The organism is Gordonia prachuapensis (genome assembly GCF_036350515.1).
Lineage (GTDB): Bacteria > Actinomycetota > Actinomycetes > Mycobacteriales > Mycobacteriaceae > Gordonia > Gordonia prachuapensis.
In genome coordinates, this window is sequence record NZ_JAZDUE010000003.1 from 90,248 (window position 1) to 106,282 (window position 16,035).

At 67.6% G+C, this 16,035-nt stretch carries 16 protein-coding genes; 9 read left to right on the forward strand and 7 right to left on the reverse strand.

Annotation, left to right across the window (positions count from 1 at the left end):
• Position 1 precedes the first annotated feature (1 nt).
• A complete protein-coding gene (trhA, locus tag V1Y59_RS04550) occupies positions 2-667 on the reverse strand; it encodes a PAQR family membrane homeostasis protein TrhA (RefSeq protein ID WP_330503858.1) in 666 nt (221 codons plus the stop codon).
• Positions 668-720: 53 nt separating this feature from the next.
• Between trhA and V1Y59_RS04555 the strand changes: the two genes are divergently transcribed.
• On the forward strand, positions 721-1,503 hold the full coding sequence (locus V1Y59_RS04555) for an isoprenyl transferase (RefSeq protein WP_330503658.1): 783 nt from the start codon (positions 721-723) through the stop codon (positions 1,501-1,503).
• Positions 1,504-1,560: 57 nt separating this feature from the next.
• Here the strand turns inward: V1Y59_RS04555 and pdxR are convergent, their stop codons facing one another.
• Positions 1,561-3,015, reverse strand: a complete 1,455-nt coding sequence (gene pdxR, locus V1Y59_RS04560; protein ID WP_330503659.1) for a MocR-like pyridoxine biosynthesis transcription factor PdxR — start codon at positions 3,013-3,015, stop codon at positions 1,561-1,563.
• 77 nt (positions 3,016-3,092) lie between these two features.
• Here pdxR and V1Y59_RS04565 point away from each other — a divergent pair, with 77 nt between their 5' ends.
• Together V1Y59_RS04565 and V1Y59_RS04570 are read left to right on the forward strand one after the other, a co-directional pair.
• Complete coding sequence (locus V1Y59_RS04565) at positions 3,093-3,848, forward strand: SDR family oxidoreductase (RefSeq protein ID WP_330503660.1); 756 nt, start codon at positions 3,093-3,095, stop codon at positions 3,846-3,848.
• The gene (locus V1Y59_RS04570; RefSeq protein ID WP_330503661.1) at positions 3,845-4,327 is read left to right on the forward strand and encodes a carboxymuconolactone decarboxylase family protein; all 483 of its coding nucleotides are present in this window, start codon (positions 3,845-3,847) and stop codon (positions 4,325-4,327) included. Before V1Y59_RS04565 ends, V1Y59_RS04570 begins: the two co-directional genes overlap by 4 nt.
• A 9-nt stretch (positions 4,328-4,336) precedes the next feature.
• Here the strand turns inward: V1Y59_RS04570 and coaA are convergent, their stop codons facing one another.
• Positions 4,337-5,278, reverse strand: a complete 942-nt coding sequence (gene coaA, locus V1Y59_RS04575; RefSeq protein WP_330430594.1) for a type I pantothenate kinase — start codon at positions 5,276-5,278, stop codon at positions 4,337-4,339.
• A gap of 52 nt (positions 5,279-5,330) precedes the next feature.
• Between coaA and V1Y59_RS04580 the strand changes: the two genes are divergently transcribed.
• The 5 genes from V1Y59_RS04580 to V1Y59_RS04600 all read left to right on the forward strand — a co-directional run bounded on the left by V1Y59_RS04580 (position 5,331) and on the right by V1Y59_RS04600 (position 11,681).
• Positions 5,331-6,578 (forward strand): DUF885 domain-containing protein, encoded by a 1,248-nt coding sequence (locus V1Y59_RS04580; RefSeq protein WP_330503662.1) that lies wholly within the window; start codon positions 5,331-5,333, stop codon positions 6,576-6,578.
• A gap of 26 nt (positions 6,579-6,604) precedes the next feature.
• Positions 6,605-7,882: a serine hydroxymethyltransferase gene (gene glyA, locus V1Y59_RS04585; RefSeq protein ID WP_330503859.1), complete on the forward strand. Its 1,278-nt coding sequence runs from the start codon at positions 6,605-6,607 to the stop codon at positions 7,880-7,882.
• A gap of 98 nt (positions 7,883-7,980) precedes the next feature.
• Complete coding sequence (locus tag V1Y59_RS04590; RefSeq protein WP_330503663.1) at positions 7,981-8,865, forward strand: acyl-ACP desaturase; 885 nt, start codon at positions 7,981-7,983, stop codon at positions 8,863-8,865.
• A 265-nt stretch (positions 8,866-9,130) separates the two neighbouring features.
• Positions 9,131-10,429 (forward strand): RNA 5'-3' helicase PhoH2, encoded by a 1,299-nt coding sequence (phoH2, locus tag V1Y59_RS04595; protein WP_330503665.1) that lies wholly within the window; start codon positions 9,131-9,133, stop codon positions 10,427-10,429.
• 250 nt (positions 10,430-10,679) lie between these two features.
• Positions 10,680-11,681: a L,D-transpeptidase family protein gene (locus V1Y59_RS04600; RefSeq protein ID WP_330503666.1), complete on the forward strand. Its 1,002-nt coding sequence runs from the start codon at positions 10,680-10,682 to the stop codon at positions 11,679-11,681.
• Between the two features lie 187 nt (positions 11,682-11,868).
• On the opposite strand, the gene V1Y59_RS04605 is transcribed toward V1Y59_RS04600, so the two are convergent.
• The 3 genes from V1Y59_RS04605 to glpX all read right to left on the reverse strand — a co-directional run bounded on the left by V1Y59_RS04605 (position 11,869) and on the right by glpX (position 15,078).
• Complete coding sequence (locus V1Y59_RS04605) at positions 11,869-12,549, reverse strand: PIG-L deacetylase family protein (protein ID WP_330503667.1); 681 nt, start codon at positions 12,547-12,549, stop codon at positions 11,869-11,871.
• Positions 12,550-12,616: 67 nt separating this feature from the next.
• Positions 12,617-14,017 carry a class II fumarate hydratase gene (locus V1Y59_RS04610; protein ID WP_330503669.1) on the reverse strand — a complete coding sequence of 467 codons (1,401 nt, stop codon included), beginning with the start codon at positions 14,015-14,017 and terminating at the stop codon, positions 12,617-12,619.
• Positions 14,018-14,085: 68 nt separating this feature from the next.
• Positions 14,086-15,078: a class II fructose-bisphosphatase gene (gene glpX, locus V1Y59_RS04615; protein ID WP_330503670.1), complete on the reverse strand. Its 993-nt coding sequence runs from the start codon at positions 15,076-15,078 to the stop codon at positions 14,086-14,088.
• 119 nt (positions 15,079-15,197) lie between these two features.
• Here glpX and V1Y59_RS04620 point away from each other — a divergent pair, with 119 nt between their 5' ends.
• A complete protein-coding gene (locus V1Y59_RS04620) occupies positions 15,198-15,758 on the forward strand; it encodes a DUF4245 domain-containing protein (protein ID WP_330503671.1) in 561 nt (186 codons plus the stop codon).
• A 31-nt stretch (positions 15,759-15,789) separates the two neighbouring features.
• On the opposite strand, the gene V1Y59_RS04625 is transcribed toward V1Y59_RS04620, so the two are convergent.
• Entirely contained in the window at positions 15,790-16,035 is a 246-nt protein-coding gene (locus tag V1Y59_RS04625; RefSeq protein ID WP_330503672.1) for an exodeoxyribonuclease VII small subunit, read from the reverse strand.

The following is a 16,035-nucleotide window of genomic DNA, read 5'->3' on the forward strand; positions in this document are numbered from 1 at the left end:
ATCAGCCGGCCAGGACCAGCCAGACCGCCGCGTAGTGCAGCGCTGCGGCCACGGCCGTGCAGGCGTGGAAGACCTCGTGGTGGCCGAAGGTGTTCGGCCACGGATTCGGCCAGCGCGCCGCGTACAGGATGCCCCCGACGGTGTAGAAGATCCCGCCGAGTGCGAGCAGGACGATGACGGTCCAACCGACCTCGGCGACCAACGCGGGTGCGACGGCGATGATCACCCAGCCGAGCAGCACATACAGCGCCACCCCCAGCCACCGCGGAGACCCCGGCCACGCGATCTTGAGCATGACGCCGCCGAGTGCTCCGGCCCACACAATGCCGAGCACCCACCATCGGACGTCTGTCGGCAGGGCCAGCGCGCAGAACGGCGTGTAGGTGCCGGCGATGAACAGGAAGATCATCGAGTGATCGGCGCGTTTCATCCGGACGCGTGCCCGCGGAGTCCGCCACGAGATGCGGTGATAACTCGCACTCACGGCGAACACGCCGAACGTGGTGACGGCATACGCCGCACATGCCGCCGCGGCGCCCGGTCCGCGCAGTACGGCGGCCCCGATGATCACGGCGATCCCGGCGCAGACCGCAGCGCACGCCGCGTACTGGTGGATCACGCCCCGCAGTCGCGGCGGGGACAGCGTCGAGGTCTCTTCCCCCAGGATGGTCACGAAACCTACGGTACCGTAAGTTTCTGAGCGGATAAGATCAGGCAGCGATGAAACTTCTTCCCGATCGGCTCCGTCGTCCCATGCTCAGCGTGTACGAGCGACGGCTCATCCAGCTGATGGACACCACGCGCCTGCCGCGCCATGTCGCGATCATCTGCGACGGGAACCGGCGCTGGGCGCGCGAGGCAGGCTTCGAGGACGTCAGCCATGGGCATCGTGTCGGTGCGCAGCGGATCGCCGAGATGCTGAGCTGGTGTTCCGAACTCGACATCTCCACGGTCACCATCTACCTGCTCTCGACCGAGAATCTCAGTCGCGCCTCCGACGAACTCGACGCCCTGATGGAGATCGTCCCGGCCATCGTCGACGAGATCTCCGGTCCGTCCGGCGACTGGCGGGTGCGTGTCGTCGGTGACCTGGGTCAGTTGCCGGCTCCGGTGGCCGACCGTTTGGGCACCGCATCCGAACGCACCCGTGACCGGGTCGGCATGAACGTCAACGTCGCGGTCGGATACGGCGGTCGGCAGGAGATCGTGGACGCGGTGCAGTCGCTGCTGCGCGAGAGTCTCGAATCGGGCGCGGCCGGCGAGCAGATGATCGACGCGGTCACCGTCGACGCCATCGACCGCAACCTGTACACCAAGGGCCAGCCGGATCCGGATCTCGTCATCCGCACCTCGGGTGAACAGCGCCTGTCGGGATTCCTGCTCTGGCAGAGCGCATATTCGGAGATCTGGTTCACCGATGCGTACTGGCCGGAGTTCCGGCGGGTCGATTTCCTCCGGGCGCTGCGTGACTACGCCGCCCGCAGCCGCCGGTTCGGCAAGTAGCGCGGAGCGCGGTCAGGGTTGGAGAAGTAGCGCGGTCAGAGTTCGGCTCGGACCCCGTCAGCGCGGGCGATGGTCGGCGATCAGCTGCATGAGTGCCTCGACGTCCGCGTGGAACGTCGACGCCGGAGGTGTGCCGAATCCCACGACGAGCCCGCCGTCCCCGGATGATGCGGGAGGTGCCGCGGGGTGGCGATACAGCGAGAGCGAGGCGAGTGCGAATCCGCGTCGCCACGCGTCGGTGAACACTTCCTGTTCGGTGTCCGCCGACAGCGGGATGACCGCGTGCAGGCCGGCGGCGATCCCCGGGACGGTGATGCCGGCGGCGGCCAGCCGGGCGGTGAGGTGGTCGCGTCGGCGGCGGTAGTACTGACGACTACGGCGGATGTGCCGGTCGTACGCGCCGGACTCGATCATGTCCGCCAGGATCAGTTGATCGACGATACTCGCGTCGGATTCGCGCGGCCCCTTCGCATTTCGCGCGGTATCGACGAGTCGTGGTGGGAGGACCAGCCACGCGATGCGCAGCGCGGGGGACAGGCTCTTGCTCACCGAACCGGTGTAGATCACCTCGTCGGGGCCGAGCGCCTGCAGCGCGCCCACCGGTTCACGGTCGTATCGGAGTTCGCCGTCGTAGTCGTCCTCGACGACGAGTCCGTCGTGGGCGCGCGCCCACTCCATCACGTCGGCCCGCCGCGCCGGCGACAATGGGAAGCCGGTGGGGAACTGGTGACTCGGTGTCAGCAACACCGCGGAGGTGTCAGCGGTCAATCGGCGCACCTCGGCGCCGTCGCGGTCGAGTGGCAGTGGGACGGTTCGGGTCCCGGCTCGCTCCACCACCTGTCGATGAAACGGCAGACCGAGACCCTCGACGGCCAGGACATCGCCGAACACGGTGCGTGACAGCAACCCCAGGGCTCCCATCACCGATGTCGTCAACACGATGTGATCGGGGTCGGTGCGCACCCCGCGTGCGCGGGCGAGGTAGCCGGCGAGGGCCTGGCGCAGACGTGGGCTGCCCTGGGGATTCCCGGGTCCGAACGCGGTGTCCGGGACCTCGGTGATCACCCGACGGGTCGCGGCGATCCACGCCGCACGCGGGAAAAGTGACGGATTCGGTTGGCCCAGGCCGAAATCGTGGTGCGGTGTGCCCGGCGTCGCGCCTGCTGCGGCGGGTGAGGCCGAACCCGGGCGTGGGGTGTCGGCGACCCGCGTGCCCGATCCCTGGCGTGCGACGAGCCATCCTTCCGCGATCAACTCCTGATACACCGCCGCCACCGTGCCACGTGCGAGACCGAGGTCCGCGGCCAGCGACCGGTAGGGCGGCAGGCGGGTCCCCGCGGTCAGCCGCCCGTCGCTGATGGCCTCGCGGAGGGCTTCGGCGAGAGAGCGCCGGCGCCGTCCGCCCCGCCCGCGTGGCCCGTCGCCCGGATCGGGCTGCAGGTCCAGGTAGAGGTCGACACCGAGGCGTCGTGCCACCTGCTCCCACGGGTCCGGATTGACACTCTTTGCCATGGCTTGATTGAACCACTTTCATGGTGCAATTCGCGCTTATCGTGGAATCACGGACACAACGACGGAAGGAAGATGTCATGCGAGTGGTGGTGCTGGGGGCGACCGGGGTGATCGGTTCGGTACTCGTGGATCGATTGCGCGAGAGAGGGATCGACGTCGTCGCGGCGAATCGCGCGAGCGGCGTCGACGCCTACGAGGGCACCGGACTGGCAGAGGTGTTCGCCGGCGCCGACGTGGTGATCGACTGTATGAACGTCACCACCACCAGCGCGAAGAAGGCGATCGACTTCTTCGGCACGGTCGCGCGCAACGTCGGGGATGCCGCCACGAAGGCCGGCGTTCCGCACGTGGTCTGCCTGTCGATCATCAATGCTGCGGACCCGACGATCAACGCGAAGTTCGGCTACTACCAGGGCAAGGCGGCACAAGAAGACGCATACCGCGCGGCCCTGGCCGCCGATCGCCTGACGATCGTCCGGTCGGCGCAGTTCTTCGAACTGGCCGAGCAGATGATGGGAACCCTCCGTCTCGGTCCCGTGGCCGCCGTGCCGCACATGCGCTGCCGGCCGCTCTCGGTTGCCGATGCCGCCGCCGCTCTCGCCGACGTTGCCGTGGCGGCTCCGGCCGGCGAGGTGGAGGTCGCCGGACCGGACGTTCTGGATCTGGCCGACATCGGCAAAGCCGTTGCACGACGGTCGGGTTCACCGAAATGGGTGATCGCCATCAACTTCGGCGGTGCGCCGATTCGCGACGGAGCGCTCGTCCCCGAGCAGCCCTCGGTCGTCGCCTCGACGACGCTCGGCCAGTGGCTCGACACCGAATACGCGGCATGACCGCGGCCACCGACGGTGCACCGCGGACCCGGATGTGGATTCCGCAGACGAACCCGGCGGTGTACAAGGCACTGGTCGCATTGCAGCGGGCATCGTCGGAAGGGGTGCCGCCGGATCTGGCCGAACTGGTACGGATCAGGGTCTCGCAGATCAACGGGTGCGCGTACTGTCTGCACATGCATCTGACGGATGCGTGGGCCGCGGGGCTGGATCCGACGACGGTGGGCATGGTGGCGGTGTGGCGCGAGTCGCCGCATCTGTTCTCCGACGGTCAACGAGCGGCGCTGGAGATGGCCGAGTGCGTGACCCGGCTCGGCGAGCGAGGCGTCCCTGATGATGTCTTCGACCGCGCCGCAGCGATTTTCGATGACAGACAACTCGGCCAGATCGTGGCGGTCATCGTGATGATCAACGCGTGGAACCGACTCGCGGTCGCCGGGGACTACCCGGTCGGACTCGACGAACGGGTGCTCCGGTGACCGCGCAGATCACAACTTGCGCAGCCGGACCCGGTTGATCGAATGGTCGGCGTCCTTGCGTAGCACCAGAGTTGCCCGCGGTCGCGTGGGCAGGATGTTCTCGATCAGGTTGGGTAGGTTGATCGACGTCCACAGGTCGCGGGCGGCGACGGTGGCCTGTGCGTCGGTCAGCGACGAGTAGTAGTGGAAATGCGAATCGGGGTCGGCGAACGCCGTGGTGCGCATCTGCAGGAAGCGCGAGATGTACCACTGCTCGATGTCTGTGGTCTTCGCATCGACGTACACCGAGAAGTCGAACAGGTCCGACACCATCAGTGTCGGGCCCGTCTGCAGGACGTTGAGTCCCTCGAGGATGAGAATGTCGGGTTGGCGCACATACTGTTTCACGTCGGGCACGATGTCGTAGGCGATGTGCGAGTACACCGGTGCGGTGACCTCGCGCGCGCCCGACTTGACCTCGGTGACGAACCGGAGCAGTGCGCGCCGGTCGTAGGACTCCGGAAAACCCTTGCGGTGCATGATTCCCCGACGTTCGAGTTCGGAGGTCGGGAGCAGGAAGCCGTCGGTGGTGACGAGATCGACCTTGGGGTGCGACTCCCACCGGGCCAGCAATGCGGCGAGCACGCGCGCGGTGGTCGATTTGCCGACTGCCACGCTGCCCGCGATGCCGATGATGAACGGGACCTGCCGGTTGGTCTGGCGCTCGCCGAGGAAGGTCGAGGTCGCGGCGAACAGTCGTTGCCGTGCCGCGATCTGGAGGTGGATGAGACGCGACAGCGGCAGGTACACATCGGCGACCTCGTCGAGGTCGACCTGCTCGCCGAGTCCGACGAGTTGTTGCAGTTCGGAATCCGTGAGCACCATCGGCATGGATTCACGCAGGTCACGCCACTGCCGACGGTCGAGCTCCAGGTACAGACTGGGATCGCGCCCGGTCGTGTCGCGTGCCATGGTCCTACAGCTTAGGTCGGACGGATCCATCGACCGCCGGTAGCCTCCGATCATGTCCCCTCCGATCATCTCCACTGCCGCGTCGTCGCCGATCACGGAGTATCTGCGGCTGGGTCTCGCGTTCGACCGTCTCGAAGAGGGGTTCGTCGATGCGTACACGGGTGACCCCGCCCTGCGCGCCGAGGTGCTCAACGGTCCGGCGCCCGAACCCGCCGCTCTGGCCGACCGTGCCCGGGGACTGCGCGCCGACATCCCCGCGGAACTCGGTGCGGCGCGATCCGAATTCCTGCGAGCGCACCTGTCCGCGATGGAGTGCTCGGCGCGCAAGTTCGCCGGCGACGACATCGCGTTCGTCGACGAGGTGCGCAGCTACTTCGACGTCGACATCGCGCTGGGTGATCAGCAGGTCTACCGCGAGGCGCACGCCGCGATGGCCGTCGAGCTGGGTGTGCCGGGCGCGTCCGGTGCGGCGCTCGCCGAGGCGTACCTGAACCACCGGCGTTCCGACGAGATCCCGCCCGAACGGGTCGACGACTGCGTGCGGGCGTTCACCGGTGCGCTGCGCGAACGAGTCCGGTCGACATACCCGTTGCCGGATCGAGAGATCGTCGATTTCGAGGTCGTCACGGACAAGCCCTGGTCCGGTTTCAACTACTACCTCGGTGACTACCGTTCCCGGGTGGCGATCAATGTCGATCTCACGCAGTACATGTCGACACTGCCGCACCTGATCGCGCACGAGGCCTACCCGGGGCATCACACCGAGCATTGCCGCAAGGAGCAGATCCTGGTCGGCGGTGGGCAGCACGAACAGACGATCTTCCTCGTGAACACGCCACAGTGCCTGATGGCCGAGGGGCTGGCCGATCACGCCCTGGTGGCCGCGATCGGTGACGACTGGGGAGTGTGGGCGCAGGAGATCTACGCCGACCTCGGTCTGCGCTTCGACGGCGAGCGCGCCCAGCGGATGGCGCGGGCATCGAGCGGCCTGCTCGGTGTCCGCCAGGACGCGGCATTGCTGCTGCACGACCGCCGTGCGGGCGCCGATACGGTCGCCGAATTCCTGCAGCAGTGGCTGCTCGCGACACCGGAACGGGCGCGCCAGATGTTGCGGTTCCTGACCTCGCCGTTGTGGCGCGCCTACATCTCCACCTACGTCGAGGGTTATCGGCTCCTCGGGGAGTGGCTCGACTCGGTGCCCGCGCCCGAACGTCTGGGTCGCTTCGGGCGGCTGCTCGACGAACCGCTGACCCCGGCCCAGTTGAGAGCCGAACTCGGGGCGGCGCGGCCAGGACCATAGACTTGTCACCCATGAGCCTGAATTCGATGTCGCTGGCCGAACTGGACCCGGATGTCGCCGCGGCGATGAACGGTGAGCTGAGCCGACAGCGCGACACCCTCGAGATGATCGCCTCGGAGAACTTCGTTCCGCGGGCCGTGCTGCAGGCGCAGGGCAGTGTGCTCACCAACAAGTACGCGGAAGGCTATCCCGGCCGTCGCTACTACGGCGGATGCGAGTACGTCGACGTGGTCGAGGACATCGCTCGCGACCGTGCCAAGAGCCTCTTCGGCGCGGACTTCGCCAATGTTCAGCCGCACTCGGGCGCCCAGGCCAACGCCGCGGTGCTGATGGCGCTGATGAACCCGGGCGACAAGATGCTCGGTCTCGACCTCGCGCACGGCGGGCATCTCACCCACGGGATGCGACTGAACTTCTCCGGCAAGCTGTACGAGATCGAGTCCTACGGTGTGAGCAAAGAGGACTTCCGCATCGACATGGACGAGGTGCGCAAGATCGCCCTCGCGTCCCGGCCGAAGGTCATCTGCGCAGGCTGGTCCGCGTATCCGCGCACCCTCGACTTCGAGGCCTTCCGATCGATCGCCGACGAGGTCGGTGCGCTGCTGTGGACGGACATGGCCCATTTCGCGGGCCTGGTCGCCGCCGGCGAGCACCCGTCGCCGGTGCCGTACTCCGACGTGGTGTCGACGACCGTGCACAAGACCCTCGGCGGACCGCGGTCGGGCCTGATCCTCGCCAAGCAGGACTGGGCGAAGAAGCTGAACTCCGCGGTGTTCCCCGGGCAGCAGGGCGGACCCCTGATGCATGCGATCGCCGGCAAGGCCGTCGCGCTCAAGATCGCCGGCACCGACGAGTTCGCCGAACGCCAGCGACGCACCCTGTCGGGCGCCCGAATCCTCGCCGAACGCCTCACCGGCGCCGATGTGGAGAAGGCCGGGGTGTCGGTGCTCACCGGCGGCACCGACGTCCACCTGGTGCTGGTGGACCTGCGCAACAGCCAGTTGGACGGACAACAGGCCGAGGATCTGCTCCACCAGATCGGCATCACCGTCAACCGCAATGCCGTTCCGTTCGACCCGCGCCCGCCGATGGTCACCTCGGGGCTGCGGATCGGCACGCCGGCGCTGGCCACCCGTGGCTTCGGCGACACCGAGTTCACCGAGGTGGCCGACATCATCGCGACGGCCCTGGCCGCCGGCTCCGATGCGGACGTCTCGGCACTGCGTGGCCGGGTGTCCGCACTGGCGCTCGACTTCCCCCTCTACGACGGCCTGGAGGAATGGGGCCTGATGAGTCGCGTGTGACGCGCGTTGCCCGCAGAACCGAAGAAGCCTGACGTACCCGCGGGATTCGCACGCACCCGGATGGCCAGAGCGCCCGTCGGTTCTCTATCCTTGCTCCGGTGAACGCATTGACCACCGATGAGCTGATCATCGCGCTCGAGAAGGCGCTACCGGAGATCGCCGAGGATCACCAAGCGGCAGCCACTCCGTGGAACCCGCACGACTGGGTGCCGTGGGATCTCGGTCGGAACTTCGCGTTCCTGGGTGGCGAGGACTGGGATCCGTCGCAGGCCACGATCTCCGACGAGGCCCGTGCGGGCGTCCTGGCCCTGCTGCTGACCAAGGACAATCTGCCGTCCTTCCATCGCGTGCTGGCCAAGCACTTTCCCGCGTTCTCCGATTGGCGGCAGCTCGTCGGCGTGTGGACCGCCGAAGACAACCGCCACGCGATCGTGCTGCGTGACTACCTGGTCGTCACCCGGGCCATCGATCCGGTCGACGCGGAGGAACGGCGTCGTATCCACGTCACCGCGGGATATCGCCAGCACCCCGAGGAGGTCGCCGAACTCGGCCCGCTCGATGTGCTCGCATTGATGGCGGTGCACGAGAACCAGTGCGTCGCCTTCACCGAGAAGCTGCGCGATGTGGTGACCGACGACGCGTTCAAGCAGATCCTCGGCAAGATCGCCGCCGACGACGCGGTGCAGGCCACCACCTTCGGCGCCTTCCTCAACGCTGGGCTCGTCGCCGATCCGGAGAGCACCGTGCTGGCCGTGGACCGCGTGCTGGCCCGCCTGGACACCGAGAACATCGGACACGACATCGCCGACTTCGATGCCGAACGCGAGCTCATCGCCGGGTACGAGACCGACGAGACCCGTACCGCCATCGCCGCGGCAATCGTGGATCAGCTCAAGCTCGACTCGGTGCAGGGGCTCGGCCCCGACGCCGAAGCCGCACGTCTGCGCATCCTCGCGCGGGCCGGCTCCACGAACGCGACGTAGTCGCCGCGCAACCTGCGTTAACGCACAATTCACGCCGACACACCCCTTTCCGGCGCGCCGGACAAGGGTGTGTCGGCGTACTTTGGCGTGTGACGGACCGCGGGGAAGCGGTTCGTTCGGGAGGTTCGATTCGTGGTGTGCACCAGCAACGCGAGGGGACCGGCCCCGGTCCTCGTCCACCTCGGCTGACCAGCCGGGACGGGCAAGAACCAGCCGGTCGTCGCAACTGGTTTGTGCGGGGCCCGCACAAACGTAGGAGCCCTACGTGACCACACGCACCTACGTCCTCGACACCTCCGTCCTGCTGTCCGATCCCTGGGCGGTCACCCGTTTCGCCGAACACCATGTGGTCTTGCCGCTGGTCGTCATCAGCGAACTCGAGGGCAAACGTCACCACCACGAACTCGGCTGGTTCGCACGCGAGGCGCTCCGGTTGCTCGACGACCTCCGTCTCGAGCACGGTCGACTCGATGTGCCGTTCCCGATCGGTGATGACGGCGGCACCCTCCAGGTGGAGCTCAACCACACCGACCCCGCGGTCCTTCCGGCGGGCTTCCGCACGGACACGAACGACGCCCGAATCCTGGCCTGCGCCTTGAATCTTCGGGCCGAGGGCAGCGACGTCACGCTGGTCTCCAAGGACACCCCGCTACGCGTCAAGGCCGGCGCGGTCGGTCTCGACGCAGACGAATACCACGCTCAGGACGTGGTCGTGTCCGGGTGGTCGGGCATGACAGAGATGGACGTGGAGAGCACCACCATCGACAGCCTGTTCGCCGAAGGCGCGGCCGATATCGACGACGCGCGAGAACTCCCGTGCCACACCGGAATCCGGCTGCTCGGCCATTCCTCCAGTGCCCTCGGACGGGTCAATCCGGACAAGCGTGTGCAGCTCGTCCGCGGCGATCGGGAGGCATTCGGGCTGCACGGCCGATCGGCGGAGCAGCGGGTCGCGCTCGACCTGCTCCTCGACGACAGCGTCGGCATCGTGTCGCTCGGCGGCAAGGCCGGTACCGGCAAGTCGGCGCTCGCCCTGTGTGCTGGGCTCGAAGCCGTCCTGGAACGCCGAACCCAACGCAAGGTGGTCGTGTTCCGCCCGCTGTACGCGGTCGGAGGTCAGCAACTCGGCTACCTGCCCGGCGGCGAGGCGGAGAAGATGGGCCCATGGGCGCAGGCGGTCTTCGACACCCTCGAAGGGCTGGCGTCGCCGGAGGTCATCGAGGAGGTGCTGAGCCGCGGCATGCTCGAGGTGCTGCCGCTCACCCATATCCGCGGGCGGTCGCTGCACGACTCGTTCGTGATCGTCGACGAGGCCCAGTCCCTGGAACGCAACGTCCTGCTGACCGTGTTGTCGCGGCTCGGCTCGGGTTCCCGGGTGGTGCTGACCCATGATGTGGCCCAGCGGGACAATCTCCGCGTCGGCAGGCATGACGGTGTCGCAGCGGTGATCGAGAAGCTCAAGGGACACCCGCTGTTCGCACATGTGACGCTCACCCGCAGTGAGCGCTCCCCGATCGCGGCCCTGGTCACCGACATGCTCGAGGAGTTCGCGCCGGGCGCATAGACCGCGCCGGCATCTGCCGGCCGATCCGTCGACAACCGCGCACTCGTCGCGTTGCCGCGCACGTATCGCACCACATCGCTGGTCGAGCGTGACCGGCAGCGCCGCGGGTGCGCGGTTGTCGCATATACCCCGCCGACTCACCATCAGGTCCGGCAGTGATCCGATCACAACCGCACCGTGATCCCCACGAGACTCACGAGTTGACGCGCCCTGGCACACTGGTGTGGTGCTGAAGTTACTGATGAGGCGAATGAGGTTAGTGGGACTACTGGCGATCGCGGTGCTGGCCGCAGTCGCCGGCGGTGCCGGCAACGCACTCGCCGCACCCGGAACGACGTCACCGTCGACCACGCCGACCGTTCCCACGACACCAGCGGCGCCCGGCGGCTCGGTGGTGCCGGAGACCGGCATCCCGATGCTCGACAACCTGCTGAACTCCCTCGCGGGCAACCTGGGACTTGGCGGCTCGGGTAGCGCGGAGGCCGACAGCAGCCAGATGATCGTGGTCACCGCACCGCGTGCGAGTGACACGACCGCGACCCTGACCGCCTTCGAGCGCGGCGACGACAACGCCTGGAAGCCGGTCATCGGGCCCACGAAGGCGTTCCTCGGGTCGCTGGGGATGGGCGAGCCCAAGGACAACGTGTACCGCACTCCCGAGGGCACGTTCGACCTCGACCAGGCCTTCGGACGTCAGCCGAATCCCGGGACCAAGATGCCGTACAAGCAGGTCGACCGGCAGGACTGGTGGGACTCGAACATGAAGTCCCCGACCTACAACACGATGGTGCGGCAACCGCAGAGTCCCGGCGGCGACAGTGAGAACCTGTACGACTCCGGCCCGGTCTACGACTACGCCGTCAACATCGCGCACAACCCGGAACGGATCCCGGGCAAGGCGACCGCGATGTTCTTGCACGTCACCAACAACCAGCCGACCATGGGCTGCGTCGCCATCGACCGGGATGCGATGCGGAAGGTCCTGACCTGGCTGGACCCGGCGAAGAACCCGAAGATCGCCATCGGCGTGAACCAGGCGGGGCCGGCGGAGTCCGCGCCGGGAAGCTCGGTGCCGGAGTCGTCCGCACCGAACTCGACTGCACCGAACTCGACCACGCCCAGTACATCTACGCCGAGCACCCCTGCCCCTGAATCAGGCGCGCCGAGCGCCACTGGCATACCCGGTGCCGAGTCGCTGACGCAGCTATTGAATCAGCTCGTCACCCTGATCCCGTCGTTGTTGACGACGTAATCCCTCGAGGCGGGCGCAGCGCCCGCGAGCGAGAGGCGGGGACCGGCGTGTGGGCCGGTCCCCGTTTCGACATCGGCGCCATTCTCTTGACAGTTCTGGCCGCACCTTCCGCTTCTGGCCGCAGTTCCAGGTCCAAGCCGGAAGCGGAAACTGCGGCCAGAACCCTGTTGCTCCCGGGTCGGGCTCGTCAGCTGGGTCCGCGCTTCAGCTCGAAACAGCTGGCCCGCACGCCACCGAAGTCCTCGCGGGCCGCGGTGACCATGTCGATCTGTGCGCGGGCCTGATCGATGACCGGCGTGTCCGGGTCGAGCACCGAGAGGTACTGATCGTGGGCGGCCAGCGATCGCACCGCGATTCCGATCTGATCGGTGACCTCGACGGCATGGGTGGCGTCCGGGCTGCTCTCGAACAGCCACCGCGGGCGGTCGGCCCCGTCGAGACCGTCGTAGGCGTCGAGGACGGCCGCTGCGAATTCCATGTGGTCGCGCTGGTTGGGCATCTCGGGGGCCCACTCGGGCCCGCCGTACACCGAGATGACGAGTTCGGGTGAAACCCGGGAGATCGTGTCCGTGATCGTGGTCCGCAGCTCGGGCGTGTTGCGGATGTCGCTGTCCGGGAAGCCCCAGAACTCGACCTCGTCGACGCCGACCACGGCCGCCGAAGTCCGCTGTTCGATCTCCCGCACCGGCCCGGCCTTCTCGGGAGCCATACCCTCGATGCCGGCTTCTCCGCTCGAGGCGAGGGCGTAGACCACTCGCTTGCCGGCGGATGTCCAGCGGGCGACTGCGGCCGCCATGCCGTATTCGGGATCGTCGGGATGCGGAACGAGAACCAGGGCGGTCTGCCAGTCGTCGGGGAATTCCTCCATGCGACCAGCGTACGAATCGGTGGCACGCGTCCGCAGCCGTCGCGGACGATTGCCACCGATTCGTGGATCAGCGCTGTCGGTCGAGATTCGCCATCTTCAGCACGTCGAGGCGCTTGTCGAGTTCGGCCTCCGACAGGTTGTCGCCGATGAGGCCCCGGTCGATCACCGTCTGGCGGATCGTCTTGCCCTCCTTGAGGGCCTGCTTGGCGACCGCTGCCGCCTCCTCGTAGCCTATCGCGCTGTTGAGCGGGGTGACGATGGACGGCGAGCTCTCCGCGAGGGTGCGCAGCCGGTATTCGTTGGCCACCAGTCCGACGATGCAGCGATCGGCGAACAGCCGGGAGACGTTGGCGAGAAGCTTGAGTGACTCGAGCACGTTGCGGGCCATCATCGGGATGTAGACGTTGAGCTCGAATGCGCCGTTGCCGCCGCCCCAGGTGACCGCGGCGTCGTTGCCGATGACCTGCGCGGCCACCTGCGTGACCGCCTCGGGCAGAACCGGATTCACCTTTCCGGGCATGATCGAGCTGCCCGGCTGCAGGTCCGGGAGCATGATCTCGCCGAGTCCGGTCAGCGGACCGGAGCCCATCCACCGGACGTCATTGGCGATCTTGGTGAGTGAGACCGCGATGGTCTTCAGTGCGCCGGAGAGCTCGACGAGACCGTCGCGAGCCGCCTGCGCCTCGAAATTGTCCTTCGCCAACGACAGTGCGTCGACATCCGTGAGCTTGCGCAGTTCGTCGACGACCTTGGTGCCGAAGCCGTCCGGAGCGTTCAGGCCGGTGCCGACCGCGGTGCCGCCGATCGGGAGTTCGCCGACGCGGGGGAGCGATGCGGTGACCCGCTCGATGCCGGCCTCGATCTGGCGGGCGTAGCCGCCGAACTCCTGGCCGAGGGTCACCGGCACGGCGTCCATCAGGTGGGTGCGGCCGCTCTTGACGACCTCGCGCCACTCGGTTGCCTTGTCCAGCAGGGCCAGTCGCAGATGATCGAGTGCGGGGATCAGGTCGGTGACCGCAGCCTCGGTGGCGGCCACGTGGGTCGCGGTGGGGAAGGTGTCGTTCGACGACTGCGACATGTTCACGTGGTCGTTCGGGTGGACGTCGACGCCATTGGACTTGGCGATCGAGGCGATCACCTCGTTGGAGTTCATGTTGGAGCTGGTGCCCGAACCGGTCTGGAACACGTCGATCGGGAACTGGTCGTCATGCTGCCCGTCGGCGATCTCCTTGGCCGCCGCCACGATCGCATCCGCCTTCTCGGCGTCGAGCAGACCGAGATCCTTGTTGACCTGGGCGCACGCCGCCTTGAGCAGTCCCATCGCACGGATCTGGGTGCGCTCCAGCGGTCGGTGGCTGATCGGGAAGTTCTCCACCGCGCGTTGGGTCTGCGCACGCCAGAGGGCGTCGATCGGAACCTTGACCTCGCCCATGGTGTCGTGTTCGATGCGGTACTGCTGTTCGGTCATGGGGTGACAACCATCCTCGTGTGTGCTCGTGACGTGTTGGGCTGCAGAGGTTGTGACTGAGTTGGGACTCAGACGTCCAGGCGTGCGTACTCGCGCAGCTTGGTGATCTGGTGGACGGCCTCGATGCGGCGGATCGTGCCGGACTTCGAGCGCATCACCAGCGACCGGGTGGTGGCCCCGTTGGGGCGGTAGGTGACGCCGCGGAGCATGTCGCCGTTGGTGACGCCGGTGGCGCAGAAGAACGAGTTCTCGCCGGCGACGAGGACGTCGTTGGTGAGGATGCGGTCGAGGTCGTGTCCGGCGTCGATCGCCTTCTGACGTTCGGCGTCGTCGCGCGGCCACAGCTTGCCCTGGATCTCGCCGCCCATGCACTTCATCGCGACGGCGGTGATGATGCCCTCGGGGGTGCCGCCGACGCCCATCAGCATGTCGACGGTGCTGTAGTTGTCGGCGGCGGCGATCGCGCCGGCGACGTCGCCGTCGGAGATGAGCCTGATCTTGGCGCCGGCCTGGCGGATCTCACTGATCAGACCGGCGTGGCGTGGACGGTCGAGCACGACCACGGTGAGGTCGGCGATGTCGATGCCCTTGGCCTTCGCCACCGAGTTGATGTTCCACTCGACGGATTCCTCGATGTTGATCGCGCCCTTGGCCTCGGGGCCGACCGCGATCTTGTCCATGTAGAAGACCGCGGACGGGTCGTACATGGTGCCGCGTTCGCTGACCGCGATCACGGCGATCGAGTTCGGGCGTCCCTCTGCCATGAGCGTGGTGCCGTCGATGGGGTCGACCGCCACGTCGCACTCGGGGCCGTCGCCGTCGCCGACTTCCTCGCCGTTGTAGAGCATCGGCGCCTCGTCCTTCTCACCCTCGCCGATGACGACCACGCCGCGCATCGACACCGTGGAGAGGAGCTCACGCATCGCGTCGACAGCGGCGCCGTCACCCTTTTTCTTCTCGCCCCGGCCGACCCAGCGGCCCGCCGCCAGGGCAGCCGCCTCGGTGACCCGAACCAGCTCCATCGCGAGGTTGCGGTCGGGGGCCTGTGGTGAAGGTGACATCTCGAACTCCTCGGCGTGGCACGGCGGCACGGTGATCGAACTTCGGCGGCAGGTTTCCCTCATCCTTGCATGTCACACCGGAGGTTCCGTCAGCCACCCCGGCTGGAATACTGGCCGCCATGGCCGACAAACCCCGCATCCTGCACAGCGGCAAGGACATGATGTGGTCGCTGATCCCGCTGCTGGTCATCTGCGCGTTCGTGGCGATCGCGTCGGGCAACTGCTCGGTGGGGCTGACCGGTCAGGCCGGCGACGACCAGACCCCTGACTTCGACGTGACGACCGCACTGCAGGCCGATGCCCGCGACCTGACCTTCCCGATCCGGCTACCCGACACCCCGAGCGGGTGGAAGCCGAACTCCGGGTCCACCGTGCCCGTCGGCGGGACGATGGTCAGCAACGCCGGATGGATTTCCGAGGCCGGTGCCTACGTGCAGCTCAGCCAGACCGACGCCGCCGAGGACGACCTGGTGGTGCACCTCGGCGACGGTGATGCGCTGGGGACGGGTACCCGACAGGTGGCGGGCCGTGAGTGGGTGACGTATGTGACTGCGGAGGAGCAGAAGTTCTGGATCACCGATCTCGGCGACGTCCGGATCGCGGTGCTCTCCCGCGGCCCCGACGAGGACATGGCCACCCTCGCCACCGCCACGCTCGCCAAGGAGCCCCTGCCGGCCTGAGGTTCGCACCGATTCCGGCCGCACCCGCGGCTCAGTCGTCGGCGGGGTCGTTGTCGGCGATGGCGGCCTCGATCCGCTCCCGGGCGCCCGCGAGGTGTTCCTCGCACCGTTTCGCCAGGGACTCGCCGCGCTCCCAGAGGGCGAGGGATGCGTCGAGGTCGAGACCGCCGTGCTCGAGCGTAGCGACGACCTCGGCCAGTTCGTCGCGGGCGGCTTCATAGCCCATCTCCTCGACGGGCGTCCAGTCGTCCTCGGGATCCGAATTCTGTTCGCTCAT